Below are 20,802 nucleotides of genomic sequence, written 5' to 3'. Positions count from 1 at the left end.
ATCAACCGCCGGCCGCGGGGTACACTCGCAAGCCTATGCCGAACGCATCGATTGCAAGCATACGAGCAAGCGCTATACGGAGCTGGATCACTGCCGCTTCGGCGTTCGCGGCCGTGCTGAGTTTGGCCGCGCCCAATGTGCAGGCGGACACACTTTCGGAGGTGCTGGAGCGCGGTCTGCTGCGCTGCGCCGTTATCGAGGCCAGCCCGGGGTTCAGCGCCATCGACGCCAGCGGCCGCAGATACGGCTTCGATATCGACAATTGCCGGACGGTGGCCGCTGCCGTGCTGGGTGATGCCGAAGCGATCGAGTACGTGCCGATCAACCCCAATACCGCGTTCACCACCCTACAGTCCGGCGGCGTGGACGTGTTTCCGGGCGGCGCGACCTGGACCTTCCTGCGGGATACCGCGCTGGGGCTGGATTACACCGGCGCATACCTCTACGCCGGGCAGGGCTTCGTGGTGCGCCGCGCTGCCGGCGTATCGCGCATAGCGGACCTCGAAGGCGCCACTGTCTGCGTCGCACAGGGCACTACCAATGAGCAGAACCTGGCGGACTATTTCAGAGCCCGGCGAATGCAATACTCCATCGTGACTTTCGCTGATGTGGACCGTGGGCTGAACGCCTATTTGGCAGACCGCTGCGACGCTTTCACCACCGAGGTGTTTTCCCTGGCGGGGCGCCTGGTGGCCCTGCGCAATCCCGAGGAGCACGTGATCCTGAGCGAGGTCATATCCAAGGAGCCCTTTTCCGGTCTCGTTCGCCAGGGTGATCCGCGCTGGCGAGATATCGTGTTCTGGGCCTTCAACTCCAGGGTGGCGGCCGAGGAATTCGGGCTGAGCATGGCCAACGTGGCTGCGATGCGGGCAAGCACGCAAGACGCGGAAATCCGCCGCTTTCTGGGGGTGGAAGGCGGCTTTGGCGAAAAACTGGGCTTGCGCGACGACTGGGCCTTCCAGATCGTGGCCCAAGTGGGAAATTACGGTGAAGTATTCGCCCGCCATTTCGAGCCTTTGGGGCTTCAGCGCGGCCTCAACGCGCTGTGGAGCGATGGCGGTCTCATGATCGCCATGCCATACCGCTAGCCCACCGCGGCAAGAGGGTTCGGCCACCATGCGCGGGAGCAGGAACTCCGCTTTCTGGCTGCAAAGCCTGCTGGCGCTGGCGCTGGTGGCGCTGGTGGTCCTGGTGTTCCGCACCACCCAGTCCAACCTGGAGCAGTTGGGGGTGCAATCCGGTTTCGATTTCCTGTCGAACAAGGCCGGCTTTTCCATATCTCAGCACCTGATTCCCTATTCCGAGGATTCAACAATCCTCGCGGCGCTTGGCGTGGCGATACTCAACACCTTGCTGTTGGCGGTGTTCTGTACCGCAACGGCGAGCTTCATCGGGTTCATGGTGGGCGCGGGCCGGCTGTCTTCGAACTGGTTGGCAGCCCGGTTCTCGCTGGTCTATCTTGAGTTGTTCCGCAACATTCCGGTGTTGCTGCAGGTGTTCTTTTGGTATTACGTGGCGCTGCGCGCGCTGCCGTCTTTCGAGTCCAGCATCTTTTTCACAGACTACCTGGTGCTGAACAATCGCGGCCTGTACTTTCCGTTCGTTGAGTTTAGCGCCGGCTTTTCCATACAACCTCCCGTTATGGGGCGCTTCTCCTATGAGGGCGGCTTCTACCTGATGCCCGAGTTTCTTGCCCTCTGGGCCGCTCTGTCGCTCTACAACGCCAGCTACATCTCGGAGATCGTGCGCTCGGGCTTTGCGTCGGTGCCGCGCGGGCAGTGGGAAGCGGGTGCGGCCCTGGGCTTGAAGCCCGGCACTGTGTTGCGCCGCGTCGCCTTTCCTCAGGCCCTAAAGGCTATCCTGCCGCCGCTTGCTACGGTGTACATGAACATGTTCAAGGCCACGTCGCTGGCCGCCGCAATTGCGTATCCGGAAATCGTGTCGGTGTTTGTGGGCACGGTCAACAATCTGGTGGGCAGACCGGTCGAGGTGATGGCCGTGACGCTGGCTTTTTATGCCGGAGTAAGTTTTGCAGTGGCTTGGCTGATGGGCCGCTGGAACGAGAGGGTGATGCGCCGTGGGCAATAGACCCGAAGCGCGGCGCCGACGGCGGCGATATGCGGACTGACCCGACAATGGCGCGTTCCCCGCAAGCGGCTGGCACGCTCGCGTGGTTGCGGCGCAACCTGTTTTCCTCCTGGCTCAACAGTGCGCTCAGCGTGTTGTTGCTCGGTCTGCTGGTCTGGCTGACGCTGCGGCTGCTCCAGTGGCTGGTGCTGGATGCCCAATGGTCGGGAAGCAGCCCGCAAGCCTGCGCCGATGCCCAGACTTTGTGCTGGCCTTTCGTGCGCGCGCGCTGGCCGCAGTTCATGTATGGCATGTATCCCGCCGAGGAAGTGTGGAGAGTGCATCTGGGTTTGGGCACAGGTGTTGCTCTAGGCGCCGCGCTGGCGATTCGCCGAGTGCCCGGACGGCGCTGGATCGCCGCCTTCCTGTTGCTCGCCTACCCTCCCTTGGCTTGGCTGTTGTTCCGCGGAGGTGTGGCAGGTCTGGCCCTTGTCGAGACTTCCCGGTGGGGCGGATTCTTTCTGACGCTGGTGGTAAGCGCTTCGGTCTTCTGGGTATCGCTGGCCGCGGGTGTCCTGCTGGCTTTGGGCAGGCAAAGCCGCTTGCCGCTGTTGCGCCAGGCCTGCGCGGTGTGGATCGAGTTCTGGCGCGCGGTGCCGGTGCTGGTGCTGCTGTTCGTGGTGATCATCATGATGCCGCTTTTTCTGCCCGCGAATATCGAAGTCGATACGCTCGTGCGGGCCATGATTGCCTTCGCCATACTGATGTCCACCTACCTGGCCGAGGCCGTGCGAGGCGGCTTGCAGAGTGTGCCCCTGGGGCAGTACGAAGCGGCAAGGGCCTTGGGTTTCAGTTGGACGCAGTCGCGGCGGTATGTGGCGCTGCCCCAGGCGCTGACCGTGGCGTTGCCTCAGATAACCAGCAATTTCATAGGCTTGTTCAAGGAGACCACGGTGTTGCTGGTGATTGGCCTGTTTGATCTACTGGGCGAAGTGCAACGCGCCGCAAGCGATCCGCAATGGTTGGGCACTGGGGCCACCGCCGCCGGCTATCTGTTCGTGGCGGCTTTCTTCTGGACCGCCTGCTTTTGCCTCTCGCGTACAAGTGCACGCATTGAACGCCGTATGGCCCGCTATCGAACGAGCGGGCACATTGCGCCGGTTCGCACTGTGCCCCGGTAGTGTCTTGCCGCTGCGGACGTTTGCCCGCCGTGCCCCTACTGCCGCGATGCGCGGCGCAAAATCCCCCTTGCGCATCCATGGCGCAAGGGGGATTTCGGACAATGGTGGTTAACTGCCTTTAACGCGATTCCAGGTTCTCAGCGCCAGCACCGTAGCGACTCCGGAATACAGGGCCGTCGAGGCCTGATCCAGTATGCCGTCCAGGAAGTTGCCGATGGCGGGGAGGTTGCCGAGCGCGTCGGATTGACCCGCCAGCCCAACGCCGATCGCAACTGCCAGGTAGGTCGTTGGATCTTCCGCGTCAACGCCCATCGCGCCCCAGATCAGGCCAAGAACTACAAGCAGCAGGGGCAGTACATTCGCTGGAACCGCACCCGGCGCTACGCCTTCAATGACTGCGGCCAATGTAATCAGGCCAACAATTAGTCTTTGTCCCATTTTTTCCTCCCGTATTGTGGTTGTTTTAGTGGGGTTTTCTACCCCTGTGTGGCGAACGTACCTGGAACTCACTCCAGACAACGGCCTCACTCCGATTTCTTTTAGCACGTATTGCTTGCCTAAGCAAATGCGAAGGCAGTTGCCGGCGGCGGGGATTGAGGCGGCGGCGTGCTAATGCCGGAGCTGCCCGAGGAAGGTTCGCAAACGCTGCGAATCCGGGTTGCCGAAGAATTGATCGGGGGGTGCGTCCTCCAGGATTTGGCCCGCGTCCATAAACACCACGCGGTCGGCCACCTGGCGCGCGAAGGCCATTTCGTGGCTTACACAGAGCATGGTCATTCCAGCGCGCGCGAGCTCCACCATTACCTCCAGCACTTCCTGCACCATTTCCGGGTCCAGGGCCGAAGTAGGTTCGTCAAACAGCATGATTTCCGGCTGCATGCACAAGGCGCGCGCGATCGCCACGCGCTGTTGCTGCCCGCCGGATAGCTGACCGGGAAACTTGGCGTGCTGGTCGGCCAGTCCCATGCGTTGCAGCAGTTCCACAGCCCGGTCTTCTGCTTCTTCGCGGTTCAGCCTGCGGACTTTGACGGGCGCAAGACAAAGATTGTCCATTACCGACAAGTGCGGAAACAGGTTGAATTGCTGGAAAACCATGCCCACTTTGGCTTTCACGCGGCGGCGGTCGGCGTCCGACTCAAGGGCAATGCCCGCCACCTGCAGGGAGCCTTCCTGAAACTCCTCCAGGCCGTTCATGCAGCGGATCAGCGTGGACTTGCCCGATCCCGACGGCCCGCAAATCACGATCCGTTCGCCGGAACTCACCTGTAGGCTCACATTCTTCAATGCCTGAAACCCGCCGAACCACTTGCTCAGGTTTTCGGCGCGCACGGCCGTGGAGGCATTCATCTCGGCGCTCATCTGCATTCTGCGCGCTTTCGCGGCCGCTCTGGCGGGGCTTTCCGCAGCGTGGCGCGAGCGTCGGTGGCGTGGGCGCGCATGTGTGGAGTTTGCCACGACACCGGCGCAGGCGCCGCCCAGCGGCGTCGTATAGCGTCAATCGGCCCTAGATGATCAAGGCCAGATAGTGGTCAGTCAGCAGCAGGGCAAACAATGCAAACAGATAGACCATCGAGTAACCAAAGGTGGGCATGGCCAGCGTGTCGTCCTTGCGCCAGTGCATTTTCCCTGCAAGCCACAGGAAGCGCGCGCCCAGCGCGGCGGCTCCAATAAGGTAAAACGGCCCGCTCATACCTATCAGAAACGGAAACAGACTGAGGAGGAACAGCAATATCGTGTAGAGCAAAATGTGCAGCCGGGTCAACGCCACGCCATGCGTTACCGGGAGCATGGGTATTTCAACTTTGGCGTACTCTTCCCGGCGGTGTATGGCCAGTGCCCAGAAATGCGGCGGCGTCCACACGAACACGATTGCAAACAGCACCGCGGCCCCGGGCTCCAATTGGCCAGTCACGGCAATCCATCCGAGCAGGGGCGGCGCAGCGCCGGCAGCGCCGCCGATGACGATGTTCTGCGGCGTTGCCCGCTTCAGGTACATAGTGTAGATGACCGCATAGCCGAGCAGAGAGGCAAGGGTCAAGATGGCGCAAAGCACATTGGTGAAGGCAAGCAGCAGCCAAGTGCCGATTCCCGCCAGCACACCAGCGAACAACAGCACTTCCATGCCGGCAAGCTGGCCGCGCGGCAGCGGGCGGTTGCGGGTCCTTGCCATCTGCGCGTCGATATGCCGGTCAACCCACTGATTGATGGCTGCAGCACCTGCCGAAACCAGGGCAATGCCCAGCGAACCGAACAGCAACACCGTCCACGGTGGCAGGGTTGGCGTGGCCAGCAGCATGCCCACTACGGCGGTAAAAGTCAGCAGGGCGACTACCTTCGGTTTGGTGACCTCCAGGTAGTCGCGCCAGCGCAGGACACTTATCGCTTGCGCGGTCATACGCTATTCGCCCGCTGCGGGCGGGTCAGCCCGTGACCCAGCGTGATCAGGGCCAGGACCAGCATCGCGGCGCAGGCGTTATGCGCCACGGCAGTGGAAATCGGCAGGTAGAGCAGCACGTTGGCAACACCCAAACCCAACTGGGTGAGCAACAGGCCGCCCACGATAGCCCCGGCGATTCGCACCCGCCGCCGGGCATCCAGGCAGGCAAGCACAACGAGTCCGCCCACCACCAGCGACACAACCAGCGCGCCGATCCTGTGGGTCATATGAATCGCAACCCGCGCAGCACTGTCGAGCACGCCGAACTCGTAGTTCACGCCCAGGCCGCGCCACATCACGAAAGCTTCCGCGAAGTCCATATCAGGCCACCACTGCCGCTGGCAAGTGGGAAAGTCGGGGCAAGCCAACGCGGCGTAGTTGGCGCTTGTCCAGCCGCCCAGCGCCACCTGCACGATCACGGCGGCCAGCGCCGCCAGAGTCCAGCCGTAAAGGCGCCGTCCGCCACCCACGGCCCAGCCGCCCCAGGATGGACTCTCGCGCAGTACAAGCCACCAAAGCAGGGCGAGCGTGGCGAAGCCGCCCAGCAGATGCGCCATCACGATCACGGGTTTGAGTTGCAAGGTAACCGTCCACATGCCCAGCAAGCCTTGAAAAAGCACCAAGCCGACCAGGACCAGCGCTGGCCCCGCCGCCGAGTTTGGCTGCTGCCGCCGCCGCCACGCGACCCAGCCGATGGCGAGGATCAACAGCCCCAGCGTTGCGGCCGCGTAGCGATGCACCATTTCCTTCCATGCCTTGGCCACATCCACGGGCCGCTCCGGGAATGCAGCGTTGGCTTGCGCAATTTCGGCGGCCCCCTGAGGGACGGCGAGCGTGCCGTAGCAGCCCGGCCAGTCCGGGCAGCCCAAGCCTGCGTCGGAAAGTCGGGTGTAGGCTCCCAGCACGACCACCAGCAAGGCCAGGGGGATTGCAAGAAGCGCCAGAACGCGGATGTTCATACTGCTTATTCGTGAACAACGGCGGCATGGTTTGCGCTGTTGTAGGTTTCGGCAACAATCTGATCGACCACGGACAAGAGCGCTTGTGCTTCGGTGTCGCCTTCCAGCAGGCGCAGGCGGTAGTGGTCGGTCTGGCGATCCGCGCCGTTACCGTTTGTGACGATTGCGAGAACGTGGCGCAACTCCCCTTCGCAGTTAAGGGCCGCGGCGTCCTCGGCGAGTTCCTCGACCAGATTACTGACGAGATCGGCAATGTCGGTGCGTCCCCCGTCCTCGGGGTTCCCCAGGAAGGCCAGTACACCGTAGCGTTGGGCCAGCCAGCGGTTTTCGGCGATGATCTCCGTCGGCGGCTCGTCCGGCAATTCGCCCGCCTGATATTGGCGAAGCAGCATTCTGACCAGGCAGGCATACAGAGCGACGATGCCCATGGCGTCGTCCAGCCGGGTGCAGAGGTCACAGATGCGCAGCTCCACCGTCGGATAGCGTTGCGAGGGGCGGATGTCCCACCACAATTCGCTGCCATCGCTAATGAAATGCATCCTTCGATAGGTATCCAGCAACTGTTCGTATTCGGCCGCCGAGTAGAGAGCCTTGGGCAGGCTGGTGCGAGGCAGCACGCCCATCAGGCACAGCCGGTACGACTTGTAACCCGTATTGTTGCCCTGATTGAAGGGCGAGGATGCCGATAGCGCAAGCAGTATGGGCAGATAACGTCGCAGCGCGGTCATTACACGCACCCGCGCGTCAGCGTCGCCGAAGCCGGCATGCACGTGCATGCCCCCTACCAGGAAGCGCCGCACCGCTTCCTGGTAGGTCATTTCGAAATCTTCGTAGCGCTTGCGGGGCGTGGTCAACTGTGCATCCCAGGCCGCGAACGGGTGCGTGGATGAGGCAATCACTGCCGCGCCTTGGCTGGCGGCGGCGGCGCACATCAGGCTGCGGGTTTGGCCAAGAGCTTCGCGCACCTCGGCGATGGAATGGCAAACACGCGTGTTGGTTTCTATCTGCGAGCGCAGCATTTCGGGCACAACCTTGTGCGGTCCCGCATGCGCGCTGCAATACTCGAATATCCGCGGGTCGGGGTCGGCCAGCATGCCGCGCGTTTCCGGATCGATCAGGAAGAACTCCTCCTCGACCCCAAGCGTTATGGACAGATCAGTTTCGTTCATCGTTACGAGTTAACCTCCCCTTGCGCAGTCGCAGGGGCGCTGCGGGACAATTCCGAACCAGTGTTCCCGAGCGCCGGGAGAACTTGCTTCCCGTTTTATGCCGTGAATTTCTTCAGCGCCTGAATCCGCGCGTCCAGCGGCGGATGCGACGAGAACAGGCGGCGGATGCCGGAGCGGGCCGAGGCCGAGATTCCAAAGGCCGCCATCGATTCGGGCATCGACTGACCGGCTCCGTAGCCACGCTTGAGCGATTCGAGAGCGCTGATCATCGAGCCTCGCCCTGCGAGCCTGGCCCCGGCTGCATCGGCGCGAAACTCGCGGCGGCGCGAATACCACATCACGATGGCGCTGGCCAGGATCCCGAACACGATCTGGGCGGCAATGGTTACCGCGAAGTAGCCCATGCCCAGCCCACGCTCGTTGCGAAACACGGCACGGTCCACCACATAGCCCACGATCCGCGAGAAGAAGATCACAAAGGTGTTCAGTATTCCCTGAAGCAGCGTCAGAGTGACCATGTCCCCGTTGGCCACGTGGCCGATCTCGTGGCCCAGAACCGCCCGCACCTCCTCGCGCCGCATGCGCCGCAGCAGTCCTTCGCTCACCGCCACCAGCGCCTTGTTGCGGTTCGCGCCGGTGGCGAACGCATTGGGCTCCGCTGCCGGGAATATGCCCACGTCCGGCGTCCCGATCCCGGCGCTGCGGGCCAACTGGCGGGTGGTGTCCACGAGCCACATTTCGGTCTCGTTGGCCGGTGCGTCGATGATCCGTGTGCGGGTTGCGCGCTTGGCCATCCATTTCGACAGGAATAGCGATACGAGCGCTCCCCCGAACCCGAAGATCGCGCTGAAGATAAACAGCCCCGTGTAGTTGAGCGCGTAGCCGCCCGCCGCATCCAACACCATCCGGTCGATACCCAGCATGTTCAGTACCACGGCGGCAACCGCCAGAACTGCCAGGTTGGTGAGGACGAAAAGTGCTATGCGCGTAAACATGGAAAACGGCTCCGGTGCTTCGGCTGGGGACGGTAAGTATATGGGGGCAGTCGAGTCGAATTTACAGGACCGGACGCGCCGCTTGCGGCGCGGCTCGCCCGCCGCCTACACTTCCGGTCCTGATGGCGGATTTCGACGTGATCGTGATCGGCGGGGGAGTCAATGGCCTCGCCTGCGCTTCCATCCTGACGCGCGAGGGTTTGAGTTGCTGCGTGCTCGAACGCAATCGCTATGTGGGCGGGGGCGCCGTGACCCGCGAGGTGACCCTGCCCGGCTTCCGGCACGATCTGTACGGGTCCTCGCACGTATGGATTCACTGCAACGCCGACTTCAAGGCCATTCAGCCCGAACTCGAGCGCTTCGGACTCAAGTACGTCGAGCCCGAGGACCACATCACCGGCCATCCGGACCGCAACGGCGGCCCGGGCATCGTGGTGTACAAAAGCGTGGAGCGCACCTGCGAGTCCATCGCCGCCTACTCTGCCGCGGATGCCCGCCGCTATGCCGCCATCTGCGCGGATTTCGAGCAGATTCGCGAGGGTTTCATCAAGGCGTTTTTCTCGCCGCCCAAGCCGCCTAGCGCGATGCCGCGGGCGCTTGAGCAAAGCCAGGTGGGATTGAGCCGGCTGCGCGAGTTTTCGATGTCGGCCCGGGCTTGGGTAGAGGCCAATTTCGAGAATAGCTTCGTGCGCGCGATGATGCTGAACTGGGCGCTGGCGCCGCAGATTCTTCCCGACCAGGAAGGCGCGGGACAATCCTTCTACATCATGATTCCCGCCATCCACCACTACGGTCAAGCGATACCCGAGGGCGGCAGCCAGCAACTGCCGGAGGCAATGGCGGCCTTTCTTGAGGAAAACGGCAGCCGGGTGATGACTTCCTCGCCGGTGGACCAGATCGTGGTGGAAAAGGGCAGGGCTCGCGGCGCGCGTCTGGAGTCCGGTGAGGTGCTGCGCGCTCGGCGGGCGGTGGTGTCCGCGTTGGAGCCCCGCCAGACTTTTCTGCGTATGCTCGATTCCAGCCTGCTGGAAGACAGCTTTCTGGCGATGGTGCAGGGCTATTCCTTCGGCAGGATTTCGGTTTGCCGCATGCACCTGGCGCTGAAAGAGCCGCCCCGATTCATCAACGGCGAGGCAATGAGCCTGTGCGCTTTCCACCGCATGAGCGACAGCATGCCGCAGCTTCTCAAGTTCTATGGCGAATTGGCCATGGGGCTGCCGCCATCCGATCCGTTCTTGTGGTCGGCCTGCTGGACGCTGCTCGACCCCACGCGGGCGCCGCAGGGTCAGCACACGCTGATCTTCGATACCTTCGTGTCCAACTGGCTGGCCGACGGCCGGAGTTGGGGAGAACTCGGCGAAACTTATGCGAACGACGTGCTGCTACCGAAGCTGCGCCAGTATGCGCCGAATATCGGCGGCAACAATATTCTTGGGCAGCACGTGGAAACCGGCGAGAGCCTGGAAAGCGCCAATCCCTCTTTCGTAGAGGGCACCACCAACGGCGGCGAACGCATTGCTTCGCAGCTTGGCTATTTCCGGCCGTTCCCCGGTTATGCGCACTACCGGTCGCCGGTGCCGGGCTTGTACATGACCGGGCCGCATTGCCATCCGGGTGGGGGCATTTCCGCCATGGGCACCATCACCGCGCGGGTTATGCTGGATGATTTCGGGATCCGAGAGGCGGATTTCTGGTAGGCGAACGGTGGTTCCGGAGGACCGAACCATGAGCAAGATCGAGAAATACACCGGCATGGTGATCCAGCCGCACGTGGTTGTGGCCGAGGATCGCGAGGGCATACAGCGCAATCTCGACCGGGTGCTGAACATGATCGACTTCGGCGTGGGCTACTTCTGGGAGCTGCCGGTGAAGCTGGTGGTGCTGCCCGAGTATTTCCTGCAGGGGGTGACCACGCCGGGCAAGGGCGAGCATGGCATCGACAGTTTCATGAAGAAGGCGATTACCTTCGATGGCCCCGAGCTGCAGGCCCTGGGCGCCAAGGCCCGCGAATACGGTCTCTACATTGCCGGCGGCGGCGTGGTGGAGCAGGTGCCGGAGTTTCCCGACCGCTGGTTCAATGCGGCCTTCATCATCGGCCCTGACGGCGAGGTGATACTGCGCTATCACAAATGGCACATCCCGGCGAATATCGGTCTGGGCACCAGCCCGCACGATCTGCTGGACGCCTACCGCGAGGTATTCGGCGCCGACATCAAGGACCTTTTCCCGGTGGTGGACACCGAAATCGGCAAGCTCGGCACCATGACCTGCCACGATGGCTGCACGCCGGAAGTGTCGCGCGCGCTTGGCTACAACGGCTGCGAAGTGCTCTGCCACCCCACGGCGTTGCAGGAAATCGAGGGTGTCAGCGAGCCTTGGGACTTCTGGACGTTTACCCGCCGCACCCGAGCTCACGACAACATGTGCTACCTGCTGGGCTCGAACTGGGGCACGGTGGACTACGACTACTACCCCAAGGCTTTCTGCCCCGGCGGCTCGTTCATCATCGATTACACCGGCATGATGCTGCGTCACGCAAACTACCCTCAGGAGCAGGTGATCGGCGCCACCATTGATGTCGAAGCGCTGCGCGAACATCGTTCCCGCTGCGGACACAACTGCTGGGTGGACCTGCGCACCGAAGGGTTCAGGCAGATCTACGAGAATCCGATCTATCCACCCAACCAGTTCCCGCCCGGCAAACCGCCGCGCACTCTGGCCGACAAGATGGGCCCGCTGGATGCCGTGTTCAAGGACATCTACGGACGCGGTCAGTTCATGCCGCCGGCTGGGATGGCAGTCGAGGACATGCCGAAGCTGCACCGCGAGCGCGTGCGCGCAGCGCAGCGGCGCGGTACCCTGAAGAAGAATGACTGAGGAGCGAACGCATGCGCGTCACCAGTGATCTTGCCGACCTGCAAATCAAGCTGGGACGGATTCGCCGTGAGGGCCGCGAGTTGGTTGTGGAGAGTGCGCCCGGCAGCAGCCTGGATGCGTGCATCCGGGTTGACGCGGGTGAGGCTCTGCACCTGATGGGCAAATTGCTAAGCTCGGGCGCGGTCTGGGCTTTTCTTGTCCGTCTGCCGTTTGCGCTGCTGCTGCGGATCGCAGGTGTAGGCCGGAAACGAGCCTATTTTGGCCACGGTGAAGCCGCGACTCCCTTTGCACGCGGTCGGGAGAGCGCGGGCGACAATCCGGCCTGGCGCGCGCGGCGCGAAAGCACGGGACTGAACAAACCCTGGTAGCTGGCCGGGACATACATAGAGGAAAGGTAGATGGCGCATATCCTCGGGTTCGGAGAAATCATGCTGCGCTTGGCCACTCGGCCTGGTGAGGTGTTTGACGGGGCGCGTTCGTTGGAGGTCGAATTCGGTGGCGCGGAGGCCAACACAATCGTCGCGTTAGCGCGTATGGGTCACGCAACGGCCTTTCTCACCAGCCAGCCGGACAACGCCTGGGGCCGCAGGAGTTCCGCCATGCTGAAGGCGTCTGGGGTTCGGAGCGAAACGCACTACACCGAAAACGCGCGCATAGGAACCTATTTCCTCGAGAGCGGCGCAGGCTTGCGGGGCGGACGCATCATTTACGACCGTCAGAACTCCGCCTTTGCCTGCCACGATTGGCGCGATACGGACTGGGCCCGGTTGCTGGAGGAGGTGGACTGGCTGCACTTGAGCGGCATCACGCTGGCGCTTTCGGCATCCGCTGCCCAGGCTTGTGAAGATGCTGCACGAGCCGCTCGCGACGCGGGTTGCAGGGTGTCGTTCGACGCCAATTACCGCAGTGCGCTGTGGGCGGATACGACGGAATATGGCGCAGCCTGCCGGCGAATCGTGGCTTTGGCTGATCTGGTGTTCTGCGGTTGCCGCGAGATTCGCTGGATTATCGACTTGCCGCGCCCCGACGAGCTTTCACCCGACCCGGCGCACGGATTCCATCTTCTCAAGCCGGTCGCTCCGAATATGCGTTGGCTGGCCGGCACCCTGCATGAACAGGGTAGCAATGGTGCATCCATGCTGGGCGGATTTCTTACCACCGGCGCGGAGTCCGCCAAGCTTGAGCCGCGAGCGCTGGGCCAGGTGATCGATCCTGTGGGCGGGGGCGACGCCTTCGCGGCAGGCGTATTGCACGGTTTGGCGGAGGATTGGCCGGTGCAGCGCAGCGCGGAGTTCGCGCTGGGCGCCGCCGCGCTGAAGCACACCATTCTCGGCGACCAACTGCGTGCCTCGCCCAGCGAGGTGATGCGGCACGCTACCAACGGCGGCGCGATGTTGCGATAGGACGCTTGGCGCCCAAACTCGCGTGGCAGGAGCCGCGCTCAATCCGCGGTCATCGCCGCCTTGAGACCTTGCCCGTGTATCATTCATGGGTAGCTTGGACATCTGACCAGATTCCAGGCGAAAGCCTGCGGCGCGGCTGTTCATCACACCCTTTGCGCCCGCTCCGCCGCCTATTTTGGCGGCGGCGCCATGTAAAGCAAATCCGGCACTTAAGTTTGTCTCGACAGCCCATGCGTTCCAAAATCCGACGAAAAACGCCCCGGCAAGCCTTTCCGCAGGGAACGGGCGGGCGGTGGCTGCGTGCGCAGTTCGTGCTGGCGCTGCTGCTGGTTGCCGCCTGGCTGCTGTGGTCGGGTATGTTCAAGCCCTTGATTCTGGGTCTGGGCGTGTTTTCGTGCGCGCTGACCTTGTATCTCGTCAGGCGCATGGGCTACTTCGACACTCGGGTCTATGCCTTTCGTTATAGCCTGCGACTGGTCGGTTTCTGGTTCTGGCTTTTGGGCGAGATCGCGCGGTCGAGTATTGAGGTGGCGCGCATCGTGCTTTCAAGGCCGATGCGCCTCAAGACCGAGGTCGTGGAGCTGCCCGTGGAGGGCTTCGACGCGGTCGATAAGGCTTTGCTGGGCAATTCGATCACCCTCGCGCCAGGCTCACTGACGCTTGATGTCAGGAAGGATGTTCTCGTCGTTCACTCGCTAACTGGCGAAGGAGCGCAAGCAATTCGCGAAGGGGAGATGAAAAGGCGCGTTGCCGCCTTGCGGAGCCCGTGAACGTGCGGGTTCCCGACCGCGATTTCGCTCTGCGTTAAACGAAACGGCCTCGGCATGTACTACGCGGTAACGCTCGCAACCCTCGTCACGATGGCGCTGGCGCTGGTGCGCGCCGTGCTTGGCCCGACTGTCCATGATCGCATCCTGGCCGTGAACATGTTCGGCACCAAGACGGTTCTGTTGTTGTCCGTGATCGCATTCCTGTTCGGGCGCCCGGATTTTCTCGACCTCGTCCTTACCTATGCGTTGATCAACTTCATCGGCGTTTTTGCTGCGCTACAGTTTTTCCGCAGCCGGCAGGCCCGCCGAGGAAATGCCGGCGAGCCGCAGCAGGGTTCGGAGAGCTAGCCTGCAATGCTGCTCGACATCGCGAGTTGGGTTTTCTTGACCGTTGGCGGGCTGGCCGTGCTGATCGGCGGCGTGGGCGTGTTGCGCATGCCGGACCTCTACACCCGGATGCACGCGGCTAGCGTCACCGACAGCATGGGCGCTATCTTGGTGATCTTGGGCGTCATGCTCCAGGCGGGGCTCTCCCTCGCCACCATCAAACTCGGCGCAATTCTCCTGTTCCTGCTCCTGACCGGCCCCACGGCCGCCAATGCGCTGGCGGCCGCCGCCATGCTTGAAGGCGCCAAGCCCGGAATTCGATACACCGGGGAAGATGGCGAATGACCGTTCTTTTCGGCATCTTTCTGCTTACGCTGCTGTTGATCACGGCGGTTGCGATCGTGCGCACGCGGAGCCTGTTCGTGGCCGTGATGCTGATGGGCATTGCAAGCCTCCTGATTGCGGCGAATTTCTTTCTGCTCGATGCAGCCGATGTCGCCTTGACCGAGGCCGCGGTCGGCGCCGGAGTTTCCACAGTATTGTTCCTTAGCGCGCTGGCGCTAACGTCCGACCGGGAACGCGGTAAGTCGTCGATGCGGTTGCCCTCTTTGGCTGCCGTCACCGCCGCGGCGCTGGTGATCATCTATGCGACGTTCGACAAGCCGCGGTTCGGAGATCCGGATGCGCCGGTGCAGACGCATATTTCGCCCTGGTACCTGGAGAATGCCCGCGAACACATCGACATCCCCAATGTGGTGACTGCGGTGCTGGCCAGTTTTCGCGGCTATGACACGCTGGGCGAAGTGTTCGTGGTATTGACCGCGGGCATTGGCGTGATGTTCCTGATGTCCGCCGGCCCGCGGTCGCCCGGGGGCACGCCGACGAACACGGGGATCAGGACGGGGCTCCGCCGGTTCGTCATACCGCGCGTCGCTGGCCGATTGCTGATTCCGTTCATTCTGCTATTGGGACTCTACGTGCAGTTTCATGGCGAGTACGGCCCGGGTGGCGGATTTCAAGCGGGCGCGATCATCGCTGCGGCGATCATTCTCTATGCGCTCCTTGAGGGCGAGGAGAGCGCCATTCGCGTCATCTCGCGTCCGGTGTTGATTGGCCTCATGGCTGGGGGGGCGACCCTCTACGGGGCCGTTGGTGTAGCTGGCATTCTGCTCGGCGGGAACTTCCTCGACTATTCCGTGCTGGCCGGCGATCCCGTCAAGGGTCAGCAGATGGGCATCTTGATCATCGAGTTGGGCGTCGGCATGACGGTAACGGGCGTGCTTCTCGGCATCTTCCATGCCTTTGCGTCCCGTCTGCCCTAGCGCTATGCAGCTACTTGGGATTTATCACTATTGGGTCTTCGCGATCCTGCTCATGATCGGCTTTTACGCGGTTACGGCCAAGTTGAACCTCGTCAAGAAGCTCATAGGGCTGACGCTTTTCCAGGCGGCCGTGTTTCTGCTCTACATCACCATGGGCAAAGTGGAGGGGGGCACCGCGCCGATCTACGCGGAGGGCGCCGAGATTTTCTCGAGCCCGCTGCCGCAGGTGCTGATCCTCACGGCCATCGTCGTGGGTATCTCCACAACCGCGCTTGGCCTGGGTCTCGTGATCCGCATCAAGGAGGAATACAACACGATCGAGGAACACGAGATACAGGAAATCGACCGGCGATGAGCCCGCTGGCGGAGCAACTGCCGGCGCTACAGGTTGCCGTGCCCATGCTGATGGCGCCGCTGGTGCTGTTGCTGCGCCCGGCAACCCTGGCCTGGGCTGCGGCCACGGCGACCAGCCTGATGGCGTTCGCTATCTCCGTTGATCTCGCAATGACGGCCACCGGCGGCGACGTGGCCATCTACCAGATGGGGTCGTGGCCGGCGCCGTACGGGATCGAGCTACGCGTCGATGCCTTGAGCGCGCTGCTGCTGCTCATCGTGACCGGCGCTTCAAGCTTGGCCTTGCTGGGCGGGCGTGCAAGCCTGCTGGCCGCGATACAGGAGGAACGCGGGCACTATTTCTTTGCTGCCTGGCTGCTGGCACTGGCCGGGCTTGTCGGCATCGTGGTTTCTGCCGATGCCTTCAACATCTTCGTGTTCATGGAGGTGTCTTCGCTGGCGAGCTATGTGCTGGTGGCCGGCGGTCCCGACCGGCGCGCGCTACCTGCAGTGTTCAAGTACTTGATCATGGGCACTATCGGGGCGACGTTCTACCTCATCGGCATCGGCCTGCTCTACATGATGACCGGCACGCTCAATCTCGCCGACATGGAGGCGCGGATCCACGGCGTGGCCGAACTGGAGCCTATCCTGGCGGCTGCCGGCTTTGTTACCGTGGGTCTTGCCCTGAAGGCCGCGATCTTTCCCTTGCATGTGTGGCTGCCGAATGCCTACACCTACGCACCCCACGTGGCCACGGCCTTTCTTGCCGCCTGCGCCACCAAGGTGTCGCTCTATGTACTACTGCGCTTCGATTTCTTCGTGTTCCAGCAAAATCTTGCCGGGCATGCATTCCAGTTTGCCGCCTACTTGATGCCGCTGGCGGTGCTCGGCATTCTGGTCGGTTCCTGCGTCGCCATGTTCGAGCGCAACGTAAAGCGCTTGCTTGCGTTTTCTTCGGTTGCCCAGATCGGCTACATCATGCTGGGGGCGAGTTTCGTGAGCGTGACCGGACTGACCGCGGCTACCCTGCACATGTTCAATCATGCCTTGGCCAAGGGCGCATTGTTTCTCGCGGTGGCTGGCCTGGCGCTGTTTGTTTCCGAGCTGCGCATCGACAACCTGGCGGGAATCGCGCGCCGGGCGCCGTGGACGTTTTCCGCCTTCGTCGTTGCTGGCTTGAGTCTTATCGGCGTGCCCGGCACTGCCGGCTTCATCAGCAAGTGGTACTTGATTCGCGCAGCCATGGAGCTCGGGGCGCCGGGTCTTGCTCTAGTGGCGGTTGTTGTTGTTGGTTCGCTGATGGCGATCGTATACGTCTGGCGCATGGTCGAGTCGGCATGCTTCGGCACCCCAACCGAGCGCAGCGATTCCGCTGCCCGCTTGCCCCCGAGCCTGCTGGCTGCCACTTGGCTGGCCGCTGCCGCCAACTTGTACTTCGGGATCTTCCCCGAGTTCCCGCGCTGGCTGTCCGAATCGGCGGCGGAAATACTGCTCGGGCATCTGCCGACATGACTCCGCAAGCTGCGCTGCTGACTGCCATTGCCTTGCCGTTTGCGGGCACGGCAGGGATCGCCTTGGCCGGCCGCATTGGGGCCAATGTGCGCGAAGCGGTGACGCTGCTCGTGGCGGGTGGGCTGGCATACGTCGTCTGGGGTCTTGTGCCGGCGGTTGGCGATGGCGCTCGCCCCGCAGTCGTGATCGCTGAAGTCTTGCCCGGCATCGAGATCGCCCTCGCCGCCGAGCCTCTGGGCATGGTCTTCGCCGCACTCGCGTCGGCGTTGTGGATTGTCAATTCGCTTTACTCGATCGGCTACATGCGCAGTAACAAGGAAACCGGTCAGACGCGCTTCTATGCGATGTTCGCGGTGTCGCTGGCCGCCACCATGGGCATTGCGTTCTCCGCCAACCTGTTCACGCTGTTCCTTTTCTACGAAATCCTGACTCTCGCGACCTATCCCCTGGTTGCCCATAAGGGAGATCGGACGACGGTACATTCGGCTCGTATCTACTTGGGTGTGCTACTGGCCACCTCGATCGGCTTGCTCTTGCCTGCCGTGATCTGGGTGCATACCGCCGCCGGCACAACCGAATTCAGCGTTGGCGGCATTCTTGCCGGCAAAGTCGAAGGACCTGCGGTTGGGTTGCTGCTCGGGCTGTTTGTATTCGGCATCGGCAAAGCCGCGGTGATGCCCGTGCATCGTTGGCTGCCTGCCGCCATGGTCGCGCCAACGCCCGTAAGCGCGCTGCTGCACGCGGTTGCGGTCGTGAAGGCCGGCGTGTTTGCCGTTACGAAGGTCGTGCTCTACATCTTCGGCTTCGACTACCTTGCGGCATCGCCGGGCACGGATTGGCTGATCTATGCTGCCGCGTTCACGATCATCGCAGCAAGCGTTGTGGCGCTGCGCCAGCAGAACCTCAAACGCCTGCTCGCCTACTCGACCGTTGCGCAATTGTCGTATGTGGTGATGGCTGCTGCCATCCTGAAGCCGCTTGCCGGGATCGGTGCTGTTATCCACATCGTTGCTCACGCGTTCGGCAAGATCACGCTGTTCTTCGCGGCAGGCGCCATCTACACAGCGTCACGCAAGACCGAAATCCATCAATTGCGCGGTATCGGCAGGCGCATGCCGATCACCATGACCGCATTCACGATCGGTGCACTCAGCATGATAGGCGTGCCGCCCACAGGTGGCTTTCTGTCGAAGTGGTACATCCTCGCCGGGGCTTTCGAGGCGCAAAACCTGGTGGCGCTCGCTACCATCATCGTCAGCACGGCGTTGAATGCCGCCTATTTCCTGCCGATCATCTACATCGCCTGGTTCGTATCCGAGCAAGCCCCGCAGGCAACCGCGCATGGCGAAGCGCCGGGGCCATCGGTGGCGGCCTTGGCGGTGACGGCGGCGCTGACCATCGTGTTTTTCTTCTTTCACGCGCCGGCGCTTGAGTTGGCGCGGCAGAGCGGCGGCCCCTAGCGTTAACGAGCCCGGAAATGCAACACAAGGATCAAAGCGACCACTGGCTGGCCCGCCCCGGCGTCATTAGGCGCATGTGGCGAATTTTCTTCGTCGTGCTTGCGCTTACGGTTCTGGCGCAGCTCGCGATTTCGATAAAGGGCTACTTCAGGGTGGACGGCTGGCTGGGCTTTGGCGCCATCTTCGGCTTCCTTTCTTGTTTGGCCATGGTGCTCGCCGCCAAGGGGCTGGGCTACGCATTGAAGCGCCGTGAGGACTACTACGGGCGCGGGGAACCCGAGTGATGTTTGAAGCGTTGCCGCCCGCGCTTGTGCTGCTGCTGAGTGCCGCCCTGATTGGAGTCGCGCGCGGCGCGGCACGCAGCGCCATTGTCCTGTTCGCGCCGCTCTTGACGCTTTGGCTGGCTTGGCAGGTGTCGGACGGCGTGGCCTTCGATGTCGCTTTTCTCGACTATCGCATTGAGCCGCTGGAAGGCAGCTCGGTGCGCCGCCTGTTCGCGACGATTTTCGCGCTGATGGCTTTTGTCGGCGGGCTGTTCGCTTATCGCCAAGCCAAGTGGCACGAACTGGCCGCGGCGCACGCCTATGCGGCGGGCGCGATTGGTGTGGCCTTCGCCGGCGATCTAATCACGCTGTTCGTGTTCTGGGAGCTGATGGCGCTGTTCTCGACGGTGGTGGTTTGGTGTGGCGGCACTCCCTGCGCCCGTGCCGCCGGGCGCCGTTACGCGATCATGCACCTGATCGGCGGTGTGATTCTAAAGGTCGGCATAGTCGGCGTTGCCCTGCAGACGGGTTCAATCGATATTCAGGCCATGCTGGCCACGAACTTCGCCGCCTTCATGGTGCTCGCTGGCGTCCTGATCAACACCGCCGCACCTCCCGTGTCCGCCTGGCTGGCGGATTCGTACCCCGAATCCAGTCCCACCGGCTCCGTATTTCTCTCTGCATTCACAACCAAGGCCGCCGTGCTGGCCTTGATTCTGCTATTCCCCGGCGAACCACTGCTGATTGGCGTGGGTCTCTTCATGGTGATGTACGGCATCCTCTACGCGCTGCTCGAAAACAACATTCGCCGGATTCTGGCGTTCTCGATCGTCAATCAGGTGGGCTTCATGGTTTGCGCGGTTGGCATCGGCACCGAGATGGCCTTGAACGGCGCTGCGGCGCATGCTTTCGCCCACATCATCTACAAGGCGTTGCTGTTCATGAGTGCGGGAGTCGTCGTTTACAGAACCGGGCTCGACCGATGCAGCGATGTTGGCGGGCTGTTTCGCACGATGCCGCTCACGACAATCTGTGGCATTGTCGGAGCGTTGGCCATCTCCGGGTTCCCGCTGACCTCGGGATTCACCACCAAGACCCTGATTTCGCAAGCGGCTGCCAATGAAGCGCTGATGTTCGTCTATTTCATGCTGGCTGCTGCCTCGGCGGGCGTGTTCCTGCATGCCGGGATCAAGTTTCCGTGGTTCGTATTCTTACACCGGGATTCGGGTCTGCGCCCGAAGGATGCGCCATGGAACATGGCGGCGGCGATGTTGATCTTCGCGTTCCTCTGCGTCCTGCTCGGGGTGGCGCCGGAGTTGTTGTACCGCTATCTCCCGCACCCGGTTGACTACGCGGCCTACACACCCGACAAAGTGCTGTTCTACCTGCAGTTGCTATTGTTCTCGGGGCTCGCCTTTTTCCTGCTTCTTCCCCTCATGCGGCGCACGGAAACCATCAGCCTTGATAGCGACTGGCTCTGGCGCGTGGCGCTATTGTGCGCTGTCGAGGCAGCGCAGAAGGCGCTGCGGTCGGTTGGCGGCGCGATGGCGGCTCTCTTGGGACGAGCCGGGCGCCGATTGCGGACGCTGGCCGTCAAACACATGGCGATGTCCCCCAACAAGCGCCCGGGCGTTTTCGCCCGCACCTGGTATATCGGAACTACGGCGTTCTGGATCGCGGTGTTGCTGACCAGCTACGTGTTGACGTACTACCTTTAGAAAATC

General features: G+C 62.6%; 22 protein-coding genes. 16 read left to right on the top strand and 6 right to left on the bottom strand.

Going from position 1 to position 20,802, the window contains the following annotated elements; all coding sequences use genetic code 11:
- Positions 1–113: 113 nt before the first annotated feature.
- From ACWCOO_RS00340 to ACWCOO_RS00330, 3 genes are read left to right on the top strand one after another with little or no spacing between them, the layout of a single operon-like run.
- Positions 114–1,088 (top strand): amino acid ABC transporter substrate-binding protein, encoded by a 975-nt coding sequence (locus ACWCOO_RS00340; protein WP_446830999.1) that lies wholly within the window; start codon positions 114–116, stop codon positions 1,086–1,088.
- Positions 1,089–1,116: 28 nt separating this feature from the next.
- Positions 1,117–2,088 carry an ABC transporter permease subunit gene (locus ACWCOO_RS00335; protein WP_446830998.1) on the top strand — a complete coding sequence of 324 codons (972 nt, stop codon included), beginning with the start codon at positions 1,117–1,119 and terminating at the stop codon, positions 2,086–2,088.
- A 47-nt stretch (positions 2,089–2,135) separates the two neighbouring features.
- A complete protein-coding gene (locus tag ACWCOO_RS00330) occupies positions 2,136–3,248 on the top strand; it encodes an amino acid ABC transporter permease (protein WP_446830997.1) in 1,113 nt (370 codons plus the stop codon).
- A 108-nt stretch (positions 3,249–3,356) separates the two neighbouring features.
- Here the strand turns inward: ACWCOO_RS00330 and ACWCOO_RS00325 are convergent, their stop codons facing one another.
- The 6 genes from ACWCOO_RS00325 to htpX form a co-directional block, all read right to left on the bottom strand.
- Positions 3,357–3,686 (bottom strand): hypothetical protein, encoded by a 330-nt coding sequence (locus tag ACWCOO_RS00325; protein ID WP_446830996.1) that lies wholly within the window; start codon positions 3,684–3,686, stop codon positions 3,357–3,359.
- A gap of 171 nt (positions 3,687–3,857) precedes the next feature.
- Positions 3,858–4,595, bottom strand: coding sequence for an amino acid ABC transporter ATP-binding protein (locus ACWCOO_RS00320; RefSeq protein ID WP_446832055.1), 738 nt, complete (start codon positions 4,593–4,595; stop codon positions 3,858–3,860).
- A gap of 157 nt (positions 4,596–4,752) precedes the next feature.
- A complete protein-coding gene (cyoE, locus tag ACWCOO_RS00315; protein ID WP_446830995.1) occupies positions 4,753–5,643 on the bottom strand; it encodes a heme o synthase in 891 nt (296 codons plus the stop codon).
- Complete coding sequence (locus ACWCOO_RS00310; RefSeq protein ID WP_446830994.1) at positions 5,640–6,644, bottom strand: COX15/CtaA family protein; 1,005 nt, start codon at positions 6,642–6,644, stop codon at positions 5,640–5,642. Before ACWCOO_RS00310 ends, cyoE begins: the two co-directional genes overlap by 4 nt.
- A 5-nt stretch (positions 6,645–6,649) precedes the next feature.
- Positions 6,650–7,813 (bottom strand): carboxylate-amine ligase, encoded by a 1,164-nt coding sequence (locus ACWCOO_RS00305; protein ID WP_446830993.1) that lies wholly within the window; start codon positions 7,811–7,813, stop codon positions 6,650–6,652.
- 95 nt (positions 7,814–7,908) lie between these two features.
- On the bottom strand, positions 7,909–8,808 hold the full coding sequence (gene htpX, locus ACWCOO_RS00300; protein WP_446830992.1) for a protease HtpX: 900 nt from the start codon (positions 8,806–8,808) through the stop codon (positions 7,909–7,911).
- 122 nt (positions 8,809–8,930) lie between these two features.
- Here htpX and ACWCOO_RS00295 point away from each other — a divergent pair, with 122 nt between their 5' ends.
- The 13 genes from ACWCOO_RS00295 to ACWCOO_RS00235 all read left to right on the top strand — a co-directional run bounded on the left by ACWCOO_RS00295 (position 8,931) and on the right by ACWCOO_RS00235 (position 20,796).
- Complete coding sequence (locus ACWCOO_RS00295; RefSeq protein ID WP_446830991.1) at positions 8,931–10,505, top strand: phytoene desaturase family protein; 1,575 nt, start codon at positions 8,931–8,933, stop codon at positions 10,503–10,505.
- Between the two features lie 28 nt (positions 10,506–10,533).
- Positions 10,534–11,685, top strand: coding sequence for a nitrilase-related carbon-nitrogen hydrolase (locus ACWCOO_RS00290; protein ID WP_446830990.1), 1,152 nt, complete (start codon positions 10,534–10,536; stop codon positions 11,683–11,685).
- A gap of 11 nt (positions 11,686–11,696) precedes the next feature.
- Complete coding sequence (locus ACWCOO_RS00285) at positions 11,697–12,053, top strand: hypothetical protein (protein WP_446830989.1); 357 nt, start codon at positions 11,697–11,699, stop codon at positions 12,051–12,053.
- Between the two features lie 30 nt (positions 12,054–12,083).
- On the top strand, positions 12,084–13,088 hold the full coding sequence (locus tag ACWCOO_RS00280) for a sugar kinase (RefSeq protein WP_446830988.1): 1,005 nt from the start codon (positions 12,084–12,086) through the stop codon (positions 13,086–13,088).
- A gap of 230 nt (positions 13,089–13,318) precedes the next feature.
- Positions 13,319–13,858, top strand: coding sequence for a Na+/H+ antiporter subunit E (locus ACWCOO_RS00275; RefSeq protein ID WP_446830987.1), 540 nt, complete (start codon positions 13,319–13,321; stop codon positions 13,856–13,858).
- Positions 13,859–13,912: 54 nt separating this feature from the next.
- Complete coding sequence (locus ACWCOO_RS00270; RefSeq protein ID WP_446830986.1) at positions 13,913–14,206, top strand: monovalent cation/H+ antiporter complex subunit F; 294 nt, start codon at positions 13,913–13,915, stop codon at positions 14,204–14,206.
- Positions 14,207–14,212: 6 nt separating this feature from the next.
- On the top strand, positions 14,213–14,530 hold the full coding sequence (gene mnhG / locus ACWCOO_RS00265; protein ID WP_446830985.1) for a monovalent cation/H(+) antiporter subunit G: 318 nt from the start codon (positions 14,213–14,215) through the stop codon (positions 14,528–14,530).
- Entirely contained in the window at positions 14,527–15,507 is a 981-nt protein-coding gene (locus tag ACWCOO_RS00260; protein ID WP_446830984.1) for a DUF4040 domain-containing protein, read from the top strand. Before mnhG ends, ACWCOO_RS00260 begins: the two co-directional genes overlap by 4 nt.
- A gap of 52 nt (positions 15,508–15,559) precedes the next feature.
- A complete protein-coding gene (locus ACWCOO_RS00255; protein ID WP_446830983.1) occupies positions 15,560–15,862 on the top strand; it encodes a cation:proton antiporter subunit C in 303 nt (100 codons plus the stop codon).
- The gene (locus ACWCOO_RS00250; protein WP_446830982.1) at positions 15,859–17,355 is read left to right on the top strand and encodes a monovalent cation/H+ antiporter subunit D family protein; all 1,497 of its coding nucleotides are present in this window, start codon (positions 15,859–15,861) and stop codon (positions 17,353–17,355) included. Before ACWCOO_RS00255 ends, ACWCOO_RS00250 begins: the two co-directional genes overlap by 4 nt.
- Positions 17,352–18,815, top strand: a complete 1,464-nt coding sequence (locus ACWCOO_RS00245) for a proton-conducting transporter transmembrane domain-containing protein (RefSeq protein WP_446830981.1) — start codon at positions 17,352–17,354, stop codon at positions 18,813–18,815. The genes ACWCOO_RS00250 and ACWCOO_RS00245 overlap by 4 nt, the downstream gene beginning before the upstream one ends.
- A 17-nt stretch (positions 18,816–18,832) precedes the next feature.
- Positions 18,833–19,099, top strand: a complete 267-nt coding sequence (locus ACWCOO_RS00240; protein ID WP_446830980.1) for a hypothetical protein — start codon at positions 18,833–18,835, stop codon at positions 19,097–19,099.
- Positions 19,099–20,796, top strand: a complete 1,698-nt coding sequence (locus tag ACWCOO_RS00235) for a Na(+)/H(+) antiporter subunit D (protein ID WP_446830979.1) — start codon at positions 19,099–19,101, stop codon at positions 20,794–20,796. The genes ACWCOO_RS00240 and ACWCOO_RS00235 overlap by 1 nt, the downstream gene beginning before the upstream one ends.
- The last annotated feature ends 6 nt before the right edge of the window (positions 20,797–20,802 follow it).

The sequence above is a fragment of the Candidatus Foliamicus sp. genome (assembly GCF_965221325.1).
Classification (GTDB): domain Bacteria; phylum Pseudomonadota; class Gammaproteobacteria; order Steroidobacterales; family Foliamicaceae; genus Foliamicus.
Note: the sequence above shows the minus strand (reverse complement) of the source record. Positions and strands in the feature narration are given on the sequence as shown.